Consider the following 20,235-nt stretch of genomic DNA (forward strand, 5'->3'; position numbering starts at 1 on the left):
CACCCCCTATCTGAAGCGATAAAGTATTCCTTGCGCCCTCCATCAAGACAGGGGCGCCTGAAGAGGAATAATTCACAGATTTTATGATAGGTCTAATGCGTAAACCGTTATGTTTCATGTTCCTCATGTTATGTTGAGTCCATGCAAGAGAAGCAGCTTTTACCCCCATCCTGGTTCGTCGATATTCGGCTGAAATTCCGGCATCTCCAGCTATTGCAGGCTCTTTCACGTCACAACACACTTCAGAGTGCCGCTGAAAGCCTCGGTCTGGCGCAGCCAGCCGCGTCACGGCTGCTGGGGGATCTCGAAGATGTGATTGGCATTCCCCTCTTTCAGCGAGAAGGACGCCGTCTTGTGATCAACTCCTATGGCAGCGTTCTGACCCGACACGCCAACAACCTGCTTGATGAACTTGACCGCACCCGTGACGAGTTCAATGCGCTTCTCTCAGGTGGCGCAGGTAACGTCTCCATCGGTGCCATCGACGGGCCCGTTGTCGATATGCTGACGACGGCAGTGCTCAATATCCAGCGTGACAACCCGGATATATCTCTCGAAATCCGTACCGGATCTAGCATCGGCCTTTTCCATGACCTGATGAACGGGGATATCGACATCATGATTGGTCGCCCGCCGGAAGATACGCGGAGCATGGCGTATCATTATACTCCGATCGGCGAAGAGCCCATGGTTATCGCAGCCCGTCAGAACCATCCTCTTTTCAGGAATACAACTCCGGTGCGGCTGGAGGACATGGCGCCTTTTCCCTGGATCCTGCAAAGAAAAGGAGGAAAATCACGCAGCAGACTGGAGAGCATCTTTCAGGACAGAAACCTGACGCTCCCGAAAGATATCATCGGCAGCGACTCTCTCGTGATGACACTCGCTTATTTGGAAAAGACAGACGCACTGACAGTTCTCTCCGCTGCGGTCGCCAATCAGCAGGCCAAATACAGGCAGATCCAGATTGTTTCGTCTGATGTGAACATCGCCATCAGTTCATACGGAATTCTGATGCTCAAATCCCGCAATCAGTCCCGTCCCACCATGACGGTTCTCGACGAACTGGAAAAAACGTTGCGCCCGGCGATAGGAGGCTGAGACTGCCGGGCGTCCAGATGGACCCCCGGCTTGCAAATCCCGTTACCTCAACTCGTATTCGTTGTAGTCCAAGGGCTCCATGCCGCCGTTAATGACTTCAAACGTGCCTTTCGCCAGAACCTGTGCATCTGCCTGGTCCAGGTGCTGTTCGGAGAATGCCACGGCTCCCTTCTCACGCGTCATCAGGCGTCCTCCGGTGAGAAATACACGCACACCCGGCCCCGACTGCGTATAGTCCCCCGTGCTCTGTCCTGGCTCCAGATGAACATGCCACCCCCGAACGACCGGCTTGTCGAGAATCATTCTGAAAGCCTGGCTATTCGCTCGGTCAGCCGGCCCGAAATGTCCAACGCCCTTGCGTTTTATCTCGAATGCGACCTGTGAATTTACAGTATCGCTTGTATTGATGACCTGATCGACGTCCGATTTCTGGCTGTAGGGAAGGTAACGCACCTCACCCGCCTTCATCGTACCATCCTTGAACGGTTCAGATAAGGAGTCCTTGTGTATGGTCGTCCCCACGATCGGTGTATTCACATAGTCAAGCGACTGACGGTGCCAACGGGTTTTGCCGTGGGGTGGAATGATGACGCGCATCAGCCTGATATCTTCGTTTTCGAAGATAACATGATGATAGGTGTCCTGTGCCGTCTCGACGATTTCCGATGAGTCGGGTTTGTGTGTAGCCGCCTGAACTCTGCCACCATGAAATATCACCAGCGTCAGGACACAGAGACCACCCAACACGCGCTTGGCAGATGACGTGGATTTCAGCGCTGGTATGGAGAAATCAGATTTTTGAATCACAAACACTTCGTTCCTTGCTCCTCGTGATCTGGACAAAGTTGGACACCTGTTTCACTCACCCGCAGGCTTCTTTTCGTCTGTGGTTGCCTGTCGGATCTTCGCCACCTGTGACGCCGTCATTGCCGCGCCATGATTGCCCCAGCTTTGCCCGAGAAAAGTGACAAGGTCGGCAATCTGCTGGTTATCAAGAACATCCCGGTATGACCCCATCACCAGAGACGACGGCGCAGCCGAAACTCCGGGAAGCCGTCCGCCGCTCAGAATGATATGAGCAGCCGAAGTTGCATCAGGGCCCTGAAGAACCGGATTTCCGGCAAGCGGAGGAAATACACCGGGATATCCGTGTCCGTCTGTCCGGTGGCAGGCGGCGCAACGGTCAACATAAATCCTCGCACCTTCCGACGGCATTTTTCCGGCAGATAGCTGGCGCGATACCGCGTCATCATAACGGAACGCCTCAACCGGAACGCCTTGCGGAGGACCAAGCGTCTTCAGGAAGGCCGCGATCGCCGCCAGGTCATGGTCATTCGTCAGGGTGGTCGAGTGAGTGATGACGCCGTTCATCGCACCGAATGTCGCACCATGCCTGTTACGCCCCGTTTTCAGGAAGGCCACGATATCCTCGGAGGTCCAGCCCACAAGTCCACCGGCGTCATCACTCCGAAGACTGGGCGCGACCCAGTTGTCTACGATGAAGCCGCCGGACAGATATTTCGGCCCATCCGCTGCAGTCTGGACCTTCTCGGCGAGTACGAGATTGCGTGGCGTATGGCAGCTTCCACAATGCCCCGGCCCTTCCACAAGATAACGGCCACGCTCGACCAGCGCATCCGGCGTCGCATCATGAGAGGCAGACGGTAATGGAGGCGCAAAAAGCAGGCGCCAGATCGCCAGAGGCCAGCGTGCTGACAATAACCATGGAATATCCGGCACCCGGTTCTTCAGGCTGACCGGAGCAACACCCTGCATGAGGTAGGCATAAAGGGCCTGCAGATCCTCATCCGTCATTTTCGAATAGGACGGATACGGCATCGCCGGATAAACGCTAGACCCGTCTTTCCTGATCCCCCCACGCATGAGGCGAGCGAAATCCTCGTAGGTCCAGGCGCCTATCCCGGTGTCACGATCAGGCGTGATATTGGTGGAGTAAATTGCTCCTATCGGCGACTGAAGAGCCAGCCCACCTGCCAGATATTTGCCGTCATGGGCGGTATGACACGCTTCGCAGTCGCCCAGAACAGCAACATATGCCCCCCGTTTGATCAGATCCGCATCATCGGCATACGCACCTGATGACTGCATGACGCAAATCGCCCCAGCCAGTACCGGAAGAAGGCGCCGCTTCATTGTTTTACGCCTCTTCATGCCTGCACCATTGGTCCGGGAGACTTCAGATAACGCTCCCTGATTGCCTTTGCAGACCAGTAAGCCAGAGCCGCAACGATACCAGTGGGATTGTAGCCGATGCCCTGCGGAAATGCCGATGATCCGATAACGAAGAGATTGGATACGTCCCAATGCTGGAGATAGCGATTGACCACACTATCCTTGGGGGACGTTCCCATGATCGCCCCACCCGCGATATGCGTCGTCTGATAATGACGAAGGTCGAATTCCTCTCCGAACTCCTTCGTCTCGACCGACATGGATTCTGGTTTCATGGCCCGACCGATATCCGCCATCCGGTCCGTCACGTAACGGATCATCTTCACATCATTGTCGTGCCAATTAAACGTGATCCGCAGCAGCGGACGCCCGGCAGTGTCGCTATAGGTCGGATCAAGAGACAGGTAGCAGTCGCGAAATGCCATATTGGTGCCATGGGCATGGATCGATATCGTGTGCTGGAAGTTGTCCTTGACGGCTTTCTTCCAATGAGCACCCCATTGCGGTGTTCCCTTGGGCACCGCGGCGCTGCTGATCGGCTTGCTCCCGGCCTGATTGACCCAGATCGGCGCTCCACCGACAAAGCCCAGCGGTCCATGATCAAAGTTATCCGCATTGAAATCATCGATCGCCACACCGTTGCCACCGGCCCCGATGAACGGATTGGTGAATTTGTCCTGCCCGAAGAACAGCGTTACGCCGGATTCATTCTGATAGACGAAATTACGCCCAACAGTCCCCTCACCTGTCTTTGGGTCATAAGGCTGCCCGATCCCGGAGAGAAGAAGCAGGTAAGGATTGTTGTAAGCAAAACTGGCCAGAATGACGATATCAGCAGTCTGGCGGACTTCCTCACCTTTGGACGTCCGATAGATCACGCCCGTGGCTTTCTTGCCAGATGAATCTGTCTCGACTTTCAGGACATCACATTCGGCCCGTAGTTCAAAACGACTTTCACGCTCAAGTGCAGGCAGGATGTTCACATTCGGAGATGCCTTGGAATAGTTGTAGCAGGCATAACCGCTGCAAAACCCACAGAACGTACAGGCTCCCATCTGGCATCCATAAGGATTGGTATAGGCCTGTGACGCATTGGCGGACGGGATGCGGAAGGGATGATACCCACACTCCGCTGCGGCCTTGCTGTAGAGTTCGGCGGAATAGGTATTCTTCATGGCGGGCAATGGAAAAGGCGTTGAACGATCCGCATCGAACGGATTTCCATCACCTACGATCTTGCCATTGACCTTATAGGCCTGCCCCGACGTCCCGAACACGCTCTCGGCGAAGGCAAAATGCGGCTCAAGCTCTTCATAGGACACACCCCAGTCCTGAATGGTCATGTCCTGTGGAATAAAGTCCTTCCCGTATCGTTCCTCGTAATGACTGCGCAGACGGAGTTCGACCGGCGAAATACGCCAGTGGCATCCGGACCAGTGCAGGCCGGCCCCACCGACCCCCGTTCCCGGCAGAAATGCCGCGAGCTGCCGGTAGGGAGCCGCTACATCACTGTCGCGATGGCGCACCGTCACCGTCGACTGCGACGGCTGAAGGAAAAGAGCATGTCGGGTGTTGTGCGTGAGTTCGTCGATTGACGAGGGATAGGCCCCTTCAGGCCAGGTATCACGGCGTGGGCCACGCTCCAGCGCAACCACGTTCAGCCCCGCCTGCGTCAGTTCCCGCGCCATGATGGCGCCGACCCAGCCAAAGCCGACAATCACCACATCGGTATGTTTTTCGTTACGAGAAACCATCATACGCCTCCCTGCACGCCATGAACGCCAACTGAAACAGGCGGAAGGGGGTAGCGCGCCCCATAACGATCAACCCAGTCCGTAAAATCCGCACGGGCACCGGGGAACCCGATCATTTTCCAGGCTCCCATTTCGTAGTTCCCGCCATGTATCGGATCGGCGAAATAGCCTTCCTTGCAGTTTTTCAGGACCTGCCCGAACAGAAGCTTCGACGGCACGGGCGACAGCGTGAGGCTTCCCTTTTCCATCTGGCCGATAATCCGGTCACGTTCCCCCGCATCAAGCTGATGGAACGGCTTGCCATAGCGTTGCATGATCGCACTGTGCAGCGCTGGAAGACCCTGTTTGTAGATATCTCTCGGCGTGAAAAGGAATTGATAGCCCAGCGCAGCCGATGTCTTCATCAGAGGCGGCCGGAGATACCATTCGCTTCCATGGCCGTAAGGCGTATTCATCTGCCGATCAATGAATTCAGGCACATGCGCCTCAAGCGCGCCCGGCCCCTCGGCATCCGCCGGAATCAGCCTGTCTACAAAGCTGTTCAGTGTCTGCCACTCGTCATCGGAAAAAAATACGGGCCGATAAGCATATTCCCTGTCGGCAGCTTCTGACACGCCTTCCGAAGGGAAATGGAATAAAGCTGCTGCAACAAGACCCAGCGCCGTCCCCTGAAGCATGGCGCGACGACCACAGACCAAAGCACCGCCATTTCGCGACCTAACGCTCATTCTCCAGACACCTTTGAAAATTCGGTAAAATTGTTATGCGCGTGGATGCAATCAGCCGCGCGGACGCAGCTCAGCACCGTTTTTGATGCTCAGGCGCGCAGTAGCAGGCGCATCCGCTGGACGGCTGCATCCGGCGCGGCAAGAACCGGAATGCTAACAGCAGCCTCCACGGCTTTTAGAGCTTCGGATGTTGAAAAATGGGCAAGCATAATGACGTCACAGTGCTTCAGACGCGGGGCATAGTCAGCAACAAGACGATTATGTGTTTCAATATCACCCCGACGCAGCGCGTCGATGGCATCAGGGACAATGATTGTTTCTAGTGTGGCCTTTGACGATATCTGCCCCCGGAAGGTCTCAAACTCCTGTTCCATTGTCACCACGGATGGAGCAAATGTCGCAAGCATCCCGATATGCGTGCCCCTTTCCAGCGCTGCGCGGAACATGGCCTCATTGGGACGGAGCACAGGAATCGTCAGCTCGTTTTCCAGTACGTCAATCGCCGGACCAAATGCAGAGCATGTGATCATCAGACCCTGCGTCTGCATGGACGCTCCATATTGCCCCAAAGCAACAAATCGCTGTGACAGCTCCGGAGACAGATCAGCGCTTTTTTTGCGATCAATCGTCAATCCGTCATCAAGCAGGTTGACGATCTCCGCCTCCGGCCAGAGGCGACGAAATGCATTCTGAATGGGAGCCATTGCCACGGGAGTGGCATGAAGAAGGACAATACGCGAGCTCATTTCATCATTCCCTGAAAACACGCCACGACACTACAAAAGCCGAAATAAATGTAAGCGCTTTCATACTTTGAATACTCAGTGGATTGCAAACTCATAGTAAGCGTCTCACGAGAACGTAATTTTCAGGATGACGGGTAAGTCATACCAGGAAAAGCCAGGTCTCCGTTCGTCAGCCGATCTGTGGTACGCCTTGCGTCGCAAGGATCAGGCGATAGATGGATGTATGACACGCCATGAAAAGCTGGTTCCGATGAACGCCCCCGAAACAGACATTCGGACAACGTTCGGGCAGATCAATATGTCCGATCTGCTTGGCCTGCGAATTGAAAATCGCGACCCCGTCCAAACCCTTACCTGAACCCCATCCACACCACAGGTTGCCGTTGATATCCGCGCGCAGGCCGTCCGCCGTCCCTTCTGCACAATCCAGGAAAACTCTCTGGCTGGATGTCGTGCCGTTTGCAGAAACATCATACGCCCATATCTGTCGATGAGGGGTGTGGCGGGATGCGATGACATAAAGGGTTTTTTCGTCGGGCGAAAAGCAGAGTCCGTTTGTTCCCGGCACATCCTCCAGCACGGCCTCGGTCTTCCGCGTCCGCGGATCGATCCGATAGACGCGCGCAGCTTGAACGGGGGGTAGATCTCCTTCGGAAAAATTCGGCCCGAAAGCCGGATCTGTAAACCAGATGGCACCATCAGAAGTGCACACGATATCGTTGGGAGAGTTGAAAGGTTTGCCGTCAAACCCGTCCGCAAGAACAGTGATCCGGCCATCGGCTTCCGTACGGGTGATGCGCCGGGTGGCACATTCGCACGTCAGCAGCCTGCCTTGACGGTCAACCGTATTGCCATTGGAAAAATTCGATGAAGCCCGGAAGACGGATGTCTCTCCCGTCGCCTCGTCCCATTTCATGATGCGATTGCGACGGATATCACTGAAAAGCAGAAGATTGGCCTCTCCCAGCCACACGGGACCCTCCGTCCATTCAAACCCGGTTGCGATCCGCTCCACAACGGACAGAGTATTGACGCAGGTTTTGAACGCAGGATCGAGGATTCTGACAGCAGGGTCCGGCAGCCGGAGTGATACCTCCCACATATTCGCATGAGCGGGATGCCACGACGAAAGAGACGCCGCCGCGCCTGTCAGAGCCACAGATCCAAGAAACGATCGACGCTTCAATATGATGCTCATCTCATACTCGCAGACTACGCGTTCAATAGTAATTGAAAGCGTTTACATATCCGATATAAATGTACCATCATTCAATTTGAGTTTTTTGTATCACTTTGTTGTTATTAATGGATAACAAATCACAATGACTGACCAACCCTCCTCAGCCGCCAAGCAGTCCCGGCAGCAGAAAAGGCGGCGCCTAAGTCCGGTCACAGGGGCCATCCTGTGCGCATTTTTCGTGCATGACGTTCATGCGGCAGACCAATGGGCCATTTCGGCAAATGACGGCCATACGACGACCAATACTGCCGGGAAAATGGTCACTGCCGGGATAATCGTCCCGGACAGCCTCTCCCTGATCCGATTCGAGCATGGCTTGCCTGCATTGGGAAAAACCCTTCACCTGCCCAGCTCGGTCGAAGGACCTCCGACAACAGTCTGGATCGCTCCGGATTCATGCTGGGCCATCGTCACAGCCGGGTCGCACGCAGGCGCGCATGTGGGAGATCCCGTCATCGAAGATGATGTCGTATCGGTCGTAGCCATCGACCACGCCGCCCTGCATCTAGTTCAGACGCTTCACGCGGGCTTGGGCGCAAGTCAGGTCACCGTGTCACCGGACCAGAAATGGGTACTCGTTGGAAACCGGAAAAGCGGAACAGTCTCTGTCTTTGCCGTCGCACACCGGCAACTCCATCCTGTCCAGACCCTGAGCATGGGGGCTGACAGCAACCCGGCCTCCGTCCTTTTCCTGCCGGACGGGCAACATGCCGTGGTCGTACTGCGCGGCCCGCGTCAGCTCGCCCTCCTCGACAGGCGCAGAGACGGTTTTGACGTGCAGAAGCAACGTCTCGATCTTGGCTATGCCCCCAACACGATGGATATCACCAGATCAGGTCTCATCGCCATAGGAGATCAGGACCCTGCACACCCCGCCGTGCATCTGGTGCAGCTGAACGACGGGCCGTTAAATCTGCTCGGCACAATACCGGTCGCCCCCGGCCCCGAACCCCTCCGATTTTCTCCGGACGGGCGCTACCTCGCCGTGGGCGCTGTCAACAACTCCAACAAAGATCCGTCGAAACACGGAACTCTTACACTCTATCGTGTTGACGGAAGCAGGCTGGCGCCCATAGCGAGTGAAAACGTTGGGCGCTGGCCCCAGGGCATCATGTTTTCTCCAGATGGTCACACCCTTGTCGTGCAGAACACGACCGACAAGACAATGACTGTTTTGAAATGGGACGGTATAAGACTGCATCCGGCCGGCACCCTCTCCATGACAGCCGGTCCGGCAGCGGCCGCAACGTCATGGTAAAGCCCTCCGGACCGGTAACGGGAACGCAAGCATTGAGCACAATCAACCCTGACCACCCCTTGCCCAGAAAAAGCAGGAGCTCAAACAGCGACGGTCGCACGCGCCTTCCGGTCGCGCAGGATGTTGCGGAACTCGCGGGCGTCTCCATCGCCACAGTGTCTCGGGCCCTGAACGAACCCGAGAAAGTGAGACCGGCAACACGCGAAGCCGTCATGAAAGCCGCTGCGGAACTTGGCTTTGTGCTGAACAGCGCCGCACGCGCGCTGAGTACGCGTCGCTCCTCAACAGTTGGCGTGATCGTGCCCAGCTATGGAAACGAGGTGTTCGTGCGGGCGCTTTCGAGTTTTCAAAGAACGATGCGGGCTGCAGGATATCAGGTGCTGGCGGCCAGTTCCGAATACGATCTCGCCACCGAAATGCAGGAAGTCGCTTTTCTGTTGCAGCGCGGCGTTGATGGACTGATGCTGGTTGGCGGCATCCACGATCCAGCCCTTTATGCGCGCGCGGAACGCAGTCAGGTTCCCATCATCCAGAGCTTCAGCCTTTCCGACCGTGAATACTGTGTCGGCTTCGATAACCGGGAGGCCACATTTCGTGCCGCAAACTACCTCCTAGACCTCGGCCACAAGCGACTTGCCGTCGTCACCGGCACACGTGAAAACAATGACCGAGCAGCCCCACGGGCCGAAGGTGTGCATCTGGCCATGGCAGAGCGCGGCCTGAAACTCAGTCCGGTGCATGATCTGATTGTCTCGTCAGGGATTGTGGCTGGCCGGGATGCCTTTAGCCAACTGATGGGCGGTCCGGAAGAGCAGCGGCCGACAGCCATTATTTGTGGAACGGATGAAATCGCACTGGGTATCATGAGCGAGGCATCCGAGAGAGGCATCGATATCCCCCGGGCGCTTTCCGTAATCGGTTTCAACGATTCAAGCTTCTCTGCCGTTCTCTCGCCGCCACTGACAACCATTCGTGTCGATGCCGACGAAATCGGGAAGTCATCGGCTCTTGCCCTGCTCAACCTCATGGGCGCCAGAACGACGATTCAGGTCACCCGGATTACTCCCGAGCTTGTCCTTCGGGGAACCGTAGCCCCGCCGGAGAAGCTCTAGGGACAGACCTTTCTAACAAAGCTTTCGTTCAGTTCTGCGACGGAATTCACACCCAGCATTGCCATGTCGCGCATGATTTCGTCGCGCATGATGTTATAGGCATGCTCCACCCCTCTCTGACCATCATAAGCTGCTGCGAATAGAAAAGGCCGCCCCATCAGCGTGAAATCCGCTCCCAGAGCCAGAGCCTTGAGGACATCGGATCCCCGGCGAATACCGCCATCGATGATGACCTTCATATCTCCCTTTCGAGACGCGACCTCTGGCAGAACACGCAGAGGCGCCATCGCATAATCGAGTTGACGGCCACCGTGGTTGGAAAGAATGATGCCGTCCGCGCCATGATCCCGCGCCATGAAGGCGTCATGCGGAGAAATGATGCCCTTAATGACCAGAGGCCCCTTCCAGCGCCTGCGAATAAACGCGATATGCTCCCAAGTCAGCTTGTCGCGCGCAACAGTATTACGAACTTTGCGGGACATCATCGGCGGACCGCGATCGGCTTCCGTATTTTCAAAATGTGGCGCACCGTGCTTCAGAAAGGTTCTGACCACAGTTCCCAAAAGCCAGCGTGGATGGGTTACACTCTGCATCATCACGCGGGGAGTAACCCGTATCGGCATTGCAAATCCCGACCGGATATTATGTTCACGATTGCCAAGTATCGGCGTATCAACGGTAACGACGAGATTTCTATAGCCCGCGGCTTCGACCCGGTCGAGCATGCGCGTGATCCGATCAAAATCTCCGGCAAGATACCCCTGAAACCAGGCATCAGGATTTACGGCAATGACGTCTTCCAGCCGGATCAATGAAGAGGCGCTGAGGATCATGGGGATGTTGCACGAGCAGGCCGCACCCGCCAGCGCGAGATCCGCACGATAGGCGACGAACGCTGCCCCCCCTAAAGGCCCGATCGAAAATGGCGCGGAATACGTTTTCCCAAACAGGCTGGTCTGCGTAGACCGTGCGGAAGTATCGACCAGCGCACGAGGTGTGAAACTATAATCCTGATAGGCTTGACGGCCGTTGCGCATGGCGCTTTCCGTTTCCACACCGCCTGCGACGTATTGATAGATCATGCGCGGAAGGAAGGGCTTGCAGTGCCGCTCAAAATCATCAAGCGCGAGAATATCCCGCAGACGTGCCGGCAAAATCCGGGGAGCCGTCTTAAGTGCTGCAGAAAGACCAGGAGGGGCAGTCTGCGGAACGCCGTCAGCCGCTTTTATGATGTCACCCATTTTCAGACATGCTCCTGTGCTTAAATTTATTATGTAAGCCTTTACATTACTTTTATGTCCCTTTTTCCTCCTGTTGCAAGAGACACATGGTACATCCTCGCATTTCCATCTGTTCACTCATGACGTCGAAGCTTCGAGTAAATCAATTTATATTATTGTTTTTGTTTTATTTTTCCAATTTATCCTATCAGGATCCTCTAACCCCGCTTTTAAAGATCACGCAAAAATGAGCACCATTTTACGGAGCGTCATTAACGGCACCCTCAAGAGCATGTAATCGTTTCCAAAATTGCCATTCCGGATTCCAATTCACGTAAGAAAGGAGAGCTTATGCCTTGCGGATTTTTCGCTTATGTCGGTTGCTACACGACTGTAGAGCGGCAGGCACGCGGCCGGGGGATCAACGTTTATCATGTGAACGACACGCTCACTGAGTGGAAACATCTTCAGAATATATCGACACCCGACAATCCCTCATTCCTTTCACTTGATCGAAGCGGAGGCTATCTCTGTGCCGTTCATGGAGACCGCAACCATATCTCGTCTTACGCTATCGATCGCCAGAACGGCCTTCTCCAACACAGGTCCGGTATTGAATGCGGTGGACGCAATCCGGTTCATCTCGTTTTTGATACGACCAATCGCTTCATCGCGATCCCGAATTATGCAGATGGCACTCTCACATCTGTTTCCTTCGATGAGGCCAACGGCATGCTCGGCGCGGTCACGTCATCGGCAACACTCCCGGGAGAGCGTGGCCCTCACCGGATCGAACAGCATTGCTCCCATCCTCATGGCGTAACATTCGATCCCGCAGAACGCTTCCTGTATGTCCCAGACAAAGGTCTGGACCGTATTTTCGTTTTTCGTTTTCACGAGGGGCACTTTCGGTTTGTCGACAGCATACCAACACGTGAAGGCGCAGGCCCCAGACACATCGTCTTTCATCCAACCAAACCTTGGGCGTATGTCATCAACGAACTGGACTGTACGGTAACGTATTATCGCCATGATTCCGAAACCGGTAAGTTGACCCCTCAGCAGATTGTTCAGGCTCTTCCAGAGAATTACACAGGAAACGGGAGAGGAGCAGAAATCGCTCTTTCCCCGGACGCAAAGTCAGTACTCGTCTCCCTTCGTGGCGCCGATCTTCTGAGCGTCCTCTCCATAGACAACAATACCGGAGCGCTTTTTCTCACCCAATCAATCGGGAGCGGGGGCAAAACGCCACGGTTTTTTAAAATCGTCGTGCCTACATCAACGATTCTGATCGCCCACGAAGCGTCGGACACAATAGGACGCGTCGCCTTTACGACTCAGGGACTGGACGTTACGGGTATTCAGCGTTGTGTGAACGTTGCCAGTCCGAGCAGTATTGTTCTCAAGCCGGCATCAGCTCAACCGGCCTGAAACAACGGAAAATTCTCGGCCTCCAAAGGCAGACATATCTGTTTACTAAAAAATCTGAACGGTCGATTTAAAGCCCAGAACATGCGCCGTCCGCAGATTTTTCTGACCATTCGGGTTGAAGAAGATTTGATAATCCGGGGCGAAAGCGAAACCCCGGGTTATCTGGATCTGATAATTGACTTCGAAAACAGCGGCATTTTTCTGCACACCCGTCGCATGATTGGGCATCAGCCTTGCCGCCCCCTCTTCAAGATAATTCGCCTCCGTAGCACTCACGCCACCGGCAATTTTTTCGTACATTCCTATGAAATTCAGAGCATCCTGAGGACGCGAACGGATAAATCCCCGATTGATAAAACCGAAATAGGTCTCCCAGCGCCTGAGCGCAACGCGAGGATCATTGAGAATAAATCCACCGATCAGTGTGGTGCCTGACGAAGCGGGCGCTCCCTGCGGCTGCCAGATTTTCTGATCTGTTTCGAACCATGCAGTCCAACTCCTGTTATGCTGCATCGCCTTTTTGTGCGTCACACTAAGCGGCAAACCGTCAATATCATAATAGTTATCCGAAACCGGAACCGTCAGGAGACGCGCGCCGATCTTATAATGACCAGCGAGTTTGTGTTTCGCTCCAAACTCTGGCTCCCACCCCAGTTCGACGGGTATCGACTGACCAAGGATGGCCGACCCGCCACTGAATTTGAAGCCGCTCCGATTGTAGAGGTTGGAGAACATGCTTTTCTCAGGAAAATAAACGGCGGCCTGAATATAAGTATAGCGCGACGGGCGGCCACGGACGCGGGTTCCCCAGACACCAGCCGGATAACGGCCAATGTAGTCATTATCACTTACAGCCCTGGGACGGCCACACAGGCTGTTGTTGATGAAATTGCAAAACAGGGGCGAGTTGGAAAAATCCGATAGTTCAGTCATACGGCCCCCTGCAATCGCCAGTCGACCACCGAAAAGATTTTCTTCCCCATAAGCCATGACAAGATGAACGACGACATTGCCACCGCCACCATAAATCTCTGACGCATGCCCCAGCCAGTCGCCAAACATGCGGTTGGCGGTCGTACCATAACGGCTTGTAAAAACGGTATGTGTTGCAAAGCCGCGCAAACCGATCAGCTTGTCCCAGTTCATGTGCAGAACCGTACTAATCTGCCCCGCATTGCTTGCCCCCTGTCGATAGTTTTTGAAACCCGGCGTGGGTTTAGTGACGGCTCCTGTAAATTCATTGGTATTGGATATCAGAAGTGCGATTCCATGCGCTCTCAACCAAGCTTTCACACCAAAGACATCAGGCAAAAGCGCGGGGGGATTTTCAAATGGTGGCACCACCGGTCCATTCAGAGGTATGGCGGGAAGAGGCTTTGCGACCCGAACGCTGGCATCGTAAGTTGGCTCAGCCTCCTGAATCGTTTGAGCATATGCGGAACCACAGAACAGGGCAGCACTACCGATCAGCAATGCAGCCGAATACCTTAAAGAACCAGAAATCATGATCGTTGCTTCTCGCGATTTACCTAGGCTCAAGACCGGACTTTCTGAAACGCTCCGCTGATTTCGGCTCGCGCAGGAAGGCGAGAAAGGCCTCGACCTTCTCTTTCTGGAGGCTGTCAGCCAGAGGCGCGCCCGAGAAAGGCGTGACTTTCTGAATTGCTTCAGGAAGGGGCCCTACGATTTCTGTTCCTTCGATTGCCAGAAGTTCGCTGATCTGTTGGACAGCGATATCAGCCTCTCCCGTTTTCAGCTTTTCTGCGGAAAATCCGGCAGGAATGCGGGTCGCCCGGGCATTGACTGCTTCAGCAATACCAAGCCGCTCGAGGAGAGGCGCAAAATACAGACCACTCTGACCACCAAGCGAATAGGCAACCGAGCGGGCCTTCAGCAACGCCGCCTTGAACGCATCGACCGTTTCTATATCGGGATGCTCCGCCCCACTGGCGACACCGATACCGATTTTCGAGGCCACCAGTGGTGCCAAAGCGTCTGGCGCGACAATTTTCTTCTCAACAAGTCCCGCCAGCGCGTCATCGGTCACAATGATACCGTCAGGTCTTTTCCCTTTTTCAAGCGATGCAAGAATGACCGTCGTAGGGGCCCATTCAATAACAGGCTCCAGACCGGTTTTCCGGGCGAAATCTTGCAGAATTCCGTTATCGAATGCATCTTTTACGACCAGAGCCACGCTCAGTGAAAACTGCTCTCGCGTCATATCCGCCTCTCTCCTTTGCGCAGATGAAACAAAGAAAGCCACGCCAATCTCTCGGAAACCGGAATCTGCACGGCGTCAATGAAAACGCTTACACCAGACACTTTCTTTCACGGTAAACACGTATATGTTATATATCTCATAAGAATATAGAAAATATCTCTATATATCTGAGTTTGTGTGATATTTTTATTTTTTATCGCTACTGAAATTAGCTTCAATCTGCATATCTCATCTAAAATCACGCTTTTTAGATTGTTTGGGCAGCATTCATGTGATGTAAGCGCCTTTCATTAGAGCGTTATACGTTTTGATTTTCCACACGAAACCAGCTGCGCAGATCAATGCCAGCCATTGAGGTGTATAGTGACAAAAGGCCGCTACAGACTTGTAATCGCCGTGCTGCTGTTTGCGCTTGGAATGATCAATTATACTGATCGTGCCGCTGTCGGCATTCTGGCACCTCAAATACAGCATGATCTTCACATCACACCTTCACAGCTAGGCTGGGTGTTCAGCGCCTTCTTTTTTAGCTACGCAATATTCGCCTTTCTGGGCGGTTACCTGTCTGACAAATTCGGGCCAAAGCGCACCTTTGGCGTTGCAGTCGTAAGCTGGTCGGTTTTCTGCTCGCTGACAGGAGCGGTCGCAACGCTATTCCCGCTTATTATCGTGCGTCTGTTCTTTGGTGCTTCTGAAGGGCCGATGAACTCCACCACCAACCGAATGGTCACAAACTGGTTTCCCAGAAAAGAAACGGCCCGCGCTCTGGGCTTCACGCTTTCGGGACAGAACCTCGGAAGTGCGGTCGCGGCGCCACTGGTGATTTCTCTGGGTTATTTCTTTGGGTGGCGGCTGGCATTCGTTGTGCTTGGCGCAATCGGTATTCTCTGGTGCGTCCTGTGGCTCACCTTTGCATCCGATCGCCCCGCGGAAAGCCCCCACGTCACCCCCGAAGAACTGGCGCATATCACGTCTGACCGCTCGGAAGCCATCCTGCCAAAAGGAAGCGCGCCTCTGAGGCATTACATTCTTCGGAAATCCACCTGGGGCCTGGCTCTCGGGCTGTTTGCCCTTCTTTACCCCCTCTATATTTTTGTTTCCTGGATGCCCAGCTACTTCACGAATGTCATGCATGTCACGCCAGCAGGGCTTTCCGTTGCGGCAGGCGTTCCGTGGATTGGCGGATTTCTTGGATATTTCCTCGGCGGGTTTATTTCAGACCTGTTTTTCAAGCAGAGCGAAAACGGACTGAAGGCCCGCAAAACAACCACTATCGTGCCCCTTCTTCTGGCCACGATCACCCTTTCCGTCATCCCCAGCGTTCAATCCGTAACCGCAGCTGTAGCACTTTTCACGTTATCGCTCTTCGCCCTATCGATGGCGACCCAGTCGCTCTGGGCCATGATCCATGAAGTCACACCTGTCATCTATATGGGTACCGTCGGCGGTTTCATCCATTTCCTTGCCAACATGTCAGGCGTCATTGCCCCTGCCCTGACAGGCTACGTTATCGAACACGCCGCCAGCGGATATGCGTCCGCCTTCTGGATCGCAGCAGCTGTAGGCCTTTTGGGGGTCCTGAGCATCTTCTTGCTGGTGCATAACAGGCGAATTCCTTCGCACGCCCACAGTTCGTCGGTGACACCTCTGACAACAGAGCGTTCATGATGCGCAAGATCTCAAATTCCTGCACCACCACAATGGCTGTATGCCTTATGGCGTGTTCAGCTTTCACCGCACTGGCGTCCCTGCTGCCCAAGGCACAGGCTGCAGACGGAACACTCGTCGAAAAAGGCCGATACGTTGCGACAGCCGCCGATTGTCTGGCCTGCCATACCGCACCTGGTGGCAAACCCTTTGCGGGTGGCTACCCGATCATAACGCGTGTCGGAACAATCTATTCGACCAATATCACACCTTCCCCGAAGACCGGCATAGGCGACTACACAAAGACAGAGTTCTCTAATGCTGTTCGCCTCGGGATCGGACACAACGGCAAACGGCTCTACCCGGCCATGCCATATACGTCATACGCTGCCGTCACGGATGACGATATGGAGGCGCTCTACGCCTTCTTCAGATCGGGGGTTGTACCTGTCGAACAGGAAAACAGGCCCGATAATGTCCGTTTTCCATTCAACATCCGCTCGGGCATGATGCTGTGGAACTGGCTTTATCTTGATACACGCACCTTCCAGCCACGGCCCGGAGAAACACCACAAATCGCGCGTGGCCGCTATCTAGTCGATCATCTTGAACATTGCGGCACGTGCCACACACCGCGCACTCTCTTCATGGGCCCAGCGAGTGGACGCTCTCTATCGGGCTCCGTCGTAGGTGCGTGGTATGCTCCCAATATCACGACCGACAAGATCGCCGGCATCGCCGAGTGGACAGACAGCGATCTCAGGAATTACCTGAAATCCGGCCACGCTCTGAATAAAGGCCAAGCGGCAGGTCCAATGGCGGAAGTCGTCACGAACAGCACCCGGCTCCTCACCTCAGACGACATTGGTGCCATAATCGCATATCTACGAGACGTTCCCGCGATTGCAAGCTCCGAAAAACGGTCCCGGACGTCTTATGAAGGTGCCGGTCGCCCCGAAGAAGTGGCCCGGGGACAGATAAACCCTGAAGATAGGGGTTGGAAAATTTTCAGTGGTTCCTGCGCCTCATGCCATCAGGCGCAGGGACAGGGCGTCAACGCCTACCCCTCCCTGACGCACAACTCTGCCACCGGCAGCTCCAACGCCCGTAACCTTGTGGCGACCATCCTGATCGGCGTCGAGAGGCAAACCGGTGAGAATGCGGTCTTCATGCCGACGTTCGGCTCCGGGGCGCTCTGGGTCAACCGTCTCTCGGACCAGGACATCGCGGATGTCAGCAATTTCATTCTGAAGACGTTTGGTAACCCATCGGTACAGATCGACGCACGCTATGTCGCGAAACGCCGTGCCGAGCTGATGCCATGATCAGATCTTTTGTCCGTTTGTGGAGCGCTAAACCATGAAACCACAGTCTCTCGTCGCAACGGCTATATGTCAGGTCTCCCGACGCAAACTTCTGCTTGGCAGTTTGGCGCTCGGAAGTATGGGCTTTATTGCATCCCACGGGCTGACCAACACGCCCAAAGGCTCTGATGTCACGGATTTTCTCATACTTTCCGAGTTTCTAACGGGCAGGAAGAACCTGAGCGTCACCCTGGCACGGCGGTATTATATTGGCTTGCAGGAACAGTTCCCAGACCTGCCAGCCAGAATCGCAAACCTGTCCCGAGACATTCATGCCTCGGGGGTCCGGACCATGGACGATTACCTGGCTCATGGCCCTACCCCCGAAGCTCGAAGCACCGCAACAACCATCGTCTCCGCATGGTATCTCGGCGTGATCGGTCAGGATCCGAAAAAGAAAATGATCGCCTATTCCGACGCCCTGATGTTTCAGGCTGTCGCAGGAGCCCTTGTCGTTCCCTCTTACGGTGCCGGTCCCCTCGCATGGGGCAACCGCCCCAAACCTTACATGACGTTCAAGGAAGAGTCAGATGAGCAGTGAAAACCTGCATGCGGACGTTGTCATTGTCGGTTCCGGCGTCTGTGGCGCCCTGATCGGCGCTCAACTGGCAAAAGCTGGAAAATCCGTTCTCATTCTTGAGGCCGGACCGCGGGTCAAGCGTCGTGACATCGTCGAAACCTACCGCGATGCTCCGGTCAAGCTGTCTTTGGCAAATATGAAGCTTCAGGGAGCAGGATCGCCGTTTCCAAGCCTTCCTCACGCGCCATCCACTTATGGCGACTATCTGGAACAGAACGGGCCGGTCAAATACAATACAAGTTACCTCCGGGTCGTCGGTGGCACGACATGGCATTTTGGCTCTGCACTCTGGAGATTGCTGCCCAGCGAATTCAAACTCAATTCGCTATATGGCCGCGGTCGGGACTGGCCGATCGGCTATGACGACCTCGAAAAATATTATGGCCTAGCTGAAGTGGAACTCGGCGTTAGCGGAACGGATGATCAGGACGAAAGCGGGGCTGGCGGAAATCCTTCGCCTACACGCGCATCGCCCTATCCCATGAAGCAGCTCCCTCTGACTTACATGTTCAAAACCCTGGCCAAAAAACTGTCAGCCGGAGGATATAATCCTGTCTGGGAGCCTCATGGTCGGGCGACGCGTCCCTATAATCAGAGACCTGTCTGCGCAGGAAACAACAACTGCAACCCGGTCTGTCCCATCGGCGCCAAATATGACGGTTCAATGCATTGCGACATCGCAGAAAGCCGGGGGGCGACCATCATGCCCAACGCTGTCGTCTACAGACTTGAAGACGATGATACAGGACGGATTCAGGCATTGTGGTTCAAACGTCCTGACGGTTCAGAACACAAGGTCACTGCCAAGGTTTTCGTCGTTGCTGCACATACGATTGAAACACCCAAGCTCCTGCTGATGTCCAAAACACGACATTCTCCGAACGGAATTGCAAACAATTCGGACATGGTCGGTCGCAACCTCATGGATACCACCGGCATCAGCGTCACCATGAAAACCCGTGAGCCGCTGTGGCCCGGACAGGGGCCGACAGAACTGCTGGTCTTTAATAGACGCGAAGGCGATTTCCGCCGGAATGCTGCCCAGTACAAGATCAAGGTCCGCAATACGACCCCGGTATCCCAATACGCGGCTACCCTGCTGGAACAGGGTGTTCTGGGCACAACACTCGATCGAAAAATTCAGGAGCTTTCCGCTCATACCCTCGCTTGGGCCGTAGACTTTGAAGTTCTGCCTGATCCCGCTAATCGTGTGACACTGAGCACAAAGAAATTCGATGTTTTGGGACTGCCCGTCCCTTCACTCTACTACAATCTCGACGATTATTGGCATGCAGGCACTGAACTCGCCATGCAGGACCTCAACAGGTTCACGCAGCTTCTCGATGCGGAAATCATCAAGAAGAATATGAAATTCGAAAATCGTCAGCACCCATCCGGGACGACAATTATGGGAGATAATCCCAATGATTCTGTGGTGAATCGCGACTGTCGCGCTCACGATCATCCCAACCTATACATTGCAGGAACGAGCGTAATGTCCGCTAGTACATGTATGAATCCTACCCTCACAGCTGCAGCTTTATCTATGCGAATAGCGGAAAGAATACAGAAAGAAGTTTGAACATTTGAAGGTTGGAAAATCGAAGAACTGTTGATTGATGCACTGCGGCGTTAATCCT

Annotated in this window: 17 protein-coding genes; 8 read left to right on the plus strand and 9 right to left on the minus strand. The window is 54.6% G+C overall.

Annotation, left to right across the window (positions count from 1 at the left end; all coding sequences use genetic code 11):
* Nucleotides 1–141 precede the first annotated feature (141 nt).
* Nucleotides 142–1,101, plus strand: coding sequence for a LysR family transcriptional regulator (locus tag AC3B6F_RS10755; RefSeq protein WP_489824347.1), 960 nt, complete (start codon nt 142–144; stop codon nt 1,099–1,101).
* A 42-nt stretch (nt 1,102–1,143) separates the two neighbouring features.
* Here the strand turns inward: AC3B6F_RS10755 and AC3B6F_RS10760 are convergent, their stop codons facing one another.
* From AC3B6F_RS10760 to AC3B6F_RS10785, 6 genes are all read right to left on the minus strand, one after another.
* Nucleotides 1,144–1,908, minus strand: a complete 765-nt coding sequence (locus tag AC3B6F_RS10760) for a cupin domain-containing protein (RefSeq protein ID WP_489824348.1) — start codon at nt 1,906–1,908, stop codon at nt 1,144–1,146.
* 51 nt (nt 1,909–1,959) lie between these two features.
* Nucleotides 1,960–3,255, minus strand: coding sequence for a cytochrome c (locus AC3B6F_RS10765; protein ID WP_489824349.1), 1,296 nt, complete (start codon nt 3,253–3,255; stop codon nt 1,960–1,962).
* Between the two features lie 14 nt (nt 3,256–3,269).
* Nucleotides 3,270–5,048: a GMC family oxidoreductase gene (locus AC3B6F_RS10770; protein WP_194254795.1), complete on the minus strand. Its 1,779-nt coding sequence runs from the start codon at nt 5,046–5,048 to the stop codon at nt 3,270–3,272.
* Nucleotides 5,048–5,776: a gluconate 2-dehydrogenase subunit 3 family protein gene (locus tag AC3B6F_RS10775; protein ID WP_489824350.1), complete on the minus strand. Its 729-nt coding sequence runs from the start codon at nt 5,774–5,776 to the stop codon at nt 5,048–5,050. The genes AC3B6F_RS10770 and AC3B6F_RS10775 overlap by 1 nt, the downstream gene beginning before the upstream one ends.
* Before the next feature lie 89 nt (nt 5,777–5,865).
* Complete coding sequence (locus tag AC3B6F_RS10780; RefSeq protein WP_489824351.1) at nt 5,866–6,522, minus strand: arylsulfatase; 657 nt, start codon at nt 6,520–6,522, stop codon at nt 5,866–5,868.
* Nucleotides 6,523–6,691: 169 nt separating this feature from the next.
* The gene (locus tag AC3B6F_RS10785) at nt 6,692–7,708 is read right to left on the minus strand and encodes an SMP-30/gluconolactonase/LRE family protein (RefSeq protein ID WP_489824352.1); all 1,017 of its coding nucleotides are present in this window, start codon (nt 7,706–7,708) and stop codon (nt 6,692–6,694) included.
* A gap of 136 nt (nt 7,709–7,844) precedes the next feature.
* Between AC3B6F_RS10785 and AC3B6F_RS10790 the strand changes: the two genes are divergently transcribed.
* Together AC3B6F_RS10790 and AC3B6F_RS10795 are read left to right on the plus strand one after the other, a co-directional pair.
* Nucleotides 7,845–9,020 (plus strand): beta-propeller fold lactonase family protein, encoded by a 1,176-nt coding sequence (locus AC3B6F_RS10790; protein WP_489824353.1) that lies wholly within the window; start codon nt 7,845–7,847, stop codon nt 9,018–9,020.
* A 32-nt stretch (nt 9,021–9,052) separates the two neighbouring features.
* Complete coding sequence (locus tag AC3B6F_RS10795) at nt 9,053–10,132, plus strand: LacI family DNA-binding transcriptional regulator (protein ID WP_489824354.1); 1,080 nt, start codon at nt 9,053–9,055, stop codon at nt 10,130–10,132.
* Here AC3B6F_RS10795 and AC3B6F_RS10800 read toward each other — a convergent pair.
* Complete coding sequence (locus tag AC3B6F_RS10800; RefSeq protein WP_489824355.1) at nt 10,129–11,373, minus strand: alpha-hydroxy acid oxidase; 1,245 nt, start codon at nt 11,371–11,373, stop codon at nt 10,129–10,131. The genes AC3B6F_RS10795 and AC3B6F_RS10800 overlap by 4 nt on opposite strands.
* Nucleotides 11,374–11,703: 330 nt before the next feature.
* On the opposite strand from AC3B6F_RS10800, the gene AC3B6F_RS10805 reads away from it, so the two are divergent.
* Nucleotides 11,704–12,783, plus strand: a complete 1,080-nt coding sequence (locus tag AC3B6F_RS10805) for a lactonase family protein (RefSeq protein ID WP_489824356.1) — start codon at nt 11,704–11,706, stop codon at nt 12,781–12,783.
* Nucleotides 12,784–12,828: 45 nt separating this feature from the next.
* Here the strand turns inward: AC3B6F_RS10805 and AC3B6F_RS10810 are convergent, their stop codons facing one another.
* Together AC3B6F_RS10810 and AC3B6F_RS10815 are read right to left on the minus strand one after the other, a co-directional pair.
* The gene (locus AC3B6F_RS10810) at nt 12,829–14,289 is read right to left on the minus strand and encodes a carbohydrate porin (protein WP_489824357.1); all 1,461 of its coding nucleotides are present in this window, start codon (nt 14,287–14,289) and stop codon (nt 12,829–12,831) included.
* 19 nt (nt 14,290–14,308) lie between these two features.
* Nucleotides 14,309–15,004 (minus strand): substrate-binding domain-containing protein, encoded by a 696-nt coding sequence (locus tag AC3B6F_RS10815; protein WP_489824358.1) that lies wholly within the window; start codon nt 15,002–15,004, stop codon nt 14,309–14,311.
* Nucleotides 15,005–15,367: 363 nt separating this feature from the next.
* Between AC3B6F_RS10815 and AC3B6F_RS10820 the strand changes: the two genes are divergently transcribed.
* From AC3B6F_RS10820 to AC3B6F_RS10835, 4 genes are read left to right on the plus strand one after another with little or no spacing between them, the layout of a single operon-like run.
* Entirely contained in the window at nt 15,368–16,672 is a 1,305-nt protein-coding gene (locus AC3B6F_RS10820) for an MFS transporter (protein ID WP_489824359.1), read from the plus strand.
* A complete protein-coding gene (locus AC3B6F_RS10825; protein WP_489824360.1) occupies nt 16,669–17,976 on the plus strand; it encodes a cytochrome c in 1,308 nt (435 codons plus the stop codon). The genes AC3B6F_RS10820 and AC3B6F_RS10825 overlap by 4 nt, the downstream gene beginning before the upstream one ends.
* A 34-nt stretch (nt 17,977–18,010) precedes the next feature.
* Nucleotides 18,011–18,556, plus strand: a complete 546-nt coding sequence (locus AC3B6F_RS10830; RefSeq protein WP_489824361.1) for a sugar dehydrogenase complex small subunit — start codon at nt 18,011–18,013, stop codon at nt 18,554–18,556.
* Nucleotides 18,546–20,177 carry a GMC family oxidoreductase gene (locus tag AC3B6F_RS10835; protein ID WP_489824362.1) on the plus strand — a complete coding sequence of 544 codons (1,632 nt, stop codon included), beginning with the start codon at nt 18,546–18,548 and terminating at the stop codon, nt 20,175–20,177. Before AC3B6F_RS10830 ends, AC3B6F_RS10835 begins: the two co-directional genes overlap by 11 nt.
* Nucleotides 20,178–20,235 lie beyond the last annotated feature (58 nt).

This window comes from Gluconobacter sp. ESL1110 (assembly GCF_058107395.1).

Coding starts and splice junctions, on each gene's coding strand:
- AC3B6F_RS10765 (WP_489824349.1), bottom strand. CDS start 3,255: ATGAAGCGGCGCCTTCTTCCGGTACTGGCTGGGGCGATTTGCGTCATG.
- AC3B6F_RS10810 (WP_489824357.1), bottom strand. CDS start 14,289: ATGATTTCTGGTTCTTTAAGGTATTCGGCTGCATTGCTGATCGGTAGT.
- AC3B6F_RS10755 (WP_489824347.1), top strand. CDS start 142: ATGCAAGAGAAGCAGCTTTTACCCCCATCCTGGTTCGTCGATATTCGG.
- AC3B6F_RS10815 (WP_489824358.1), bottom strand. CDS start 15,004: ATGACGCGAGAGCAGTTTTCACTGAGCGTGGCTCTGGTCGTAAAAGAT.
- AC3B6F_RS10770 (WP_194254795.1), bottom strand. CDS start 5,048: ATGGTTTCTCGTAACGAAAAACATACCGATGTGGTGATTGTCGGCTTT.
- AC3B6F_RS10790 (WP_489824353.1), top strand. CDS start 7,845: ATGACTGACCAACCCTCCTCAGCCGCCAAGCAGTCCCGGCAGCAGAAA.
- AC3B6F_RS10835 (WP_489824362.1), top strand. CDS start 18,546: ATGAGCAGTGAAAACCTGCATGCGGACGTTGTCATTGTCGGTTCCGGC.
- AC3B6F_RS10830 (WP_489824361.1), top strand. CDS start 18,011: ATGAAACCACAGTCTCTCGTCGCAACGGCTATATGTCAGGTCTCCCGA.
- AC3B6F_RS10800 (WP_489824355.1), bottom strand. CDS start 11,373: ATGGGTGACATCATAAAAGCGGCTGACGGCGTTCCGCAGACTGCCCCT.
- AC3B6F_RS10780 (WP_489824351.1), bottom strand. CDS start 6,522: ATGAGCTCGCGTATTGTCCTTCTTCATGCCACTCCCGTGGCAATGGCT.
- AC3B6F_RS10775 (WP_489824350.1), bottom strand. CDS start 5,776: ATGAGCGTTAGGTCGCGAAATGGCGGTGCTTTGGTCTGTGGTCGTCGC.
- AC3B6F_RS10805 (WP_489824356.1), top strand. CDS start 11,704: ATGCCTTGCGGATTTTTCGCTTATGTCGGTTGCTACACGACTGTAGAG.
- AC3B6F_RS10825 (WP_489824360.1), top strand. CDS start 16,669: ATGATGCGCAAGATCTCAAATTCCTGCACCACCACAATGGCTGTATGC.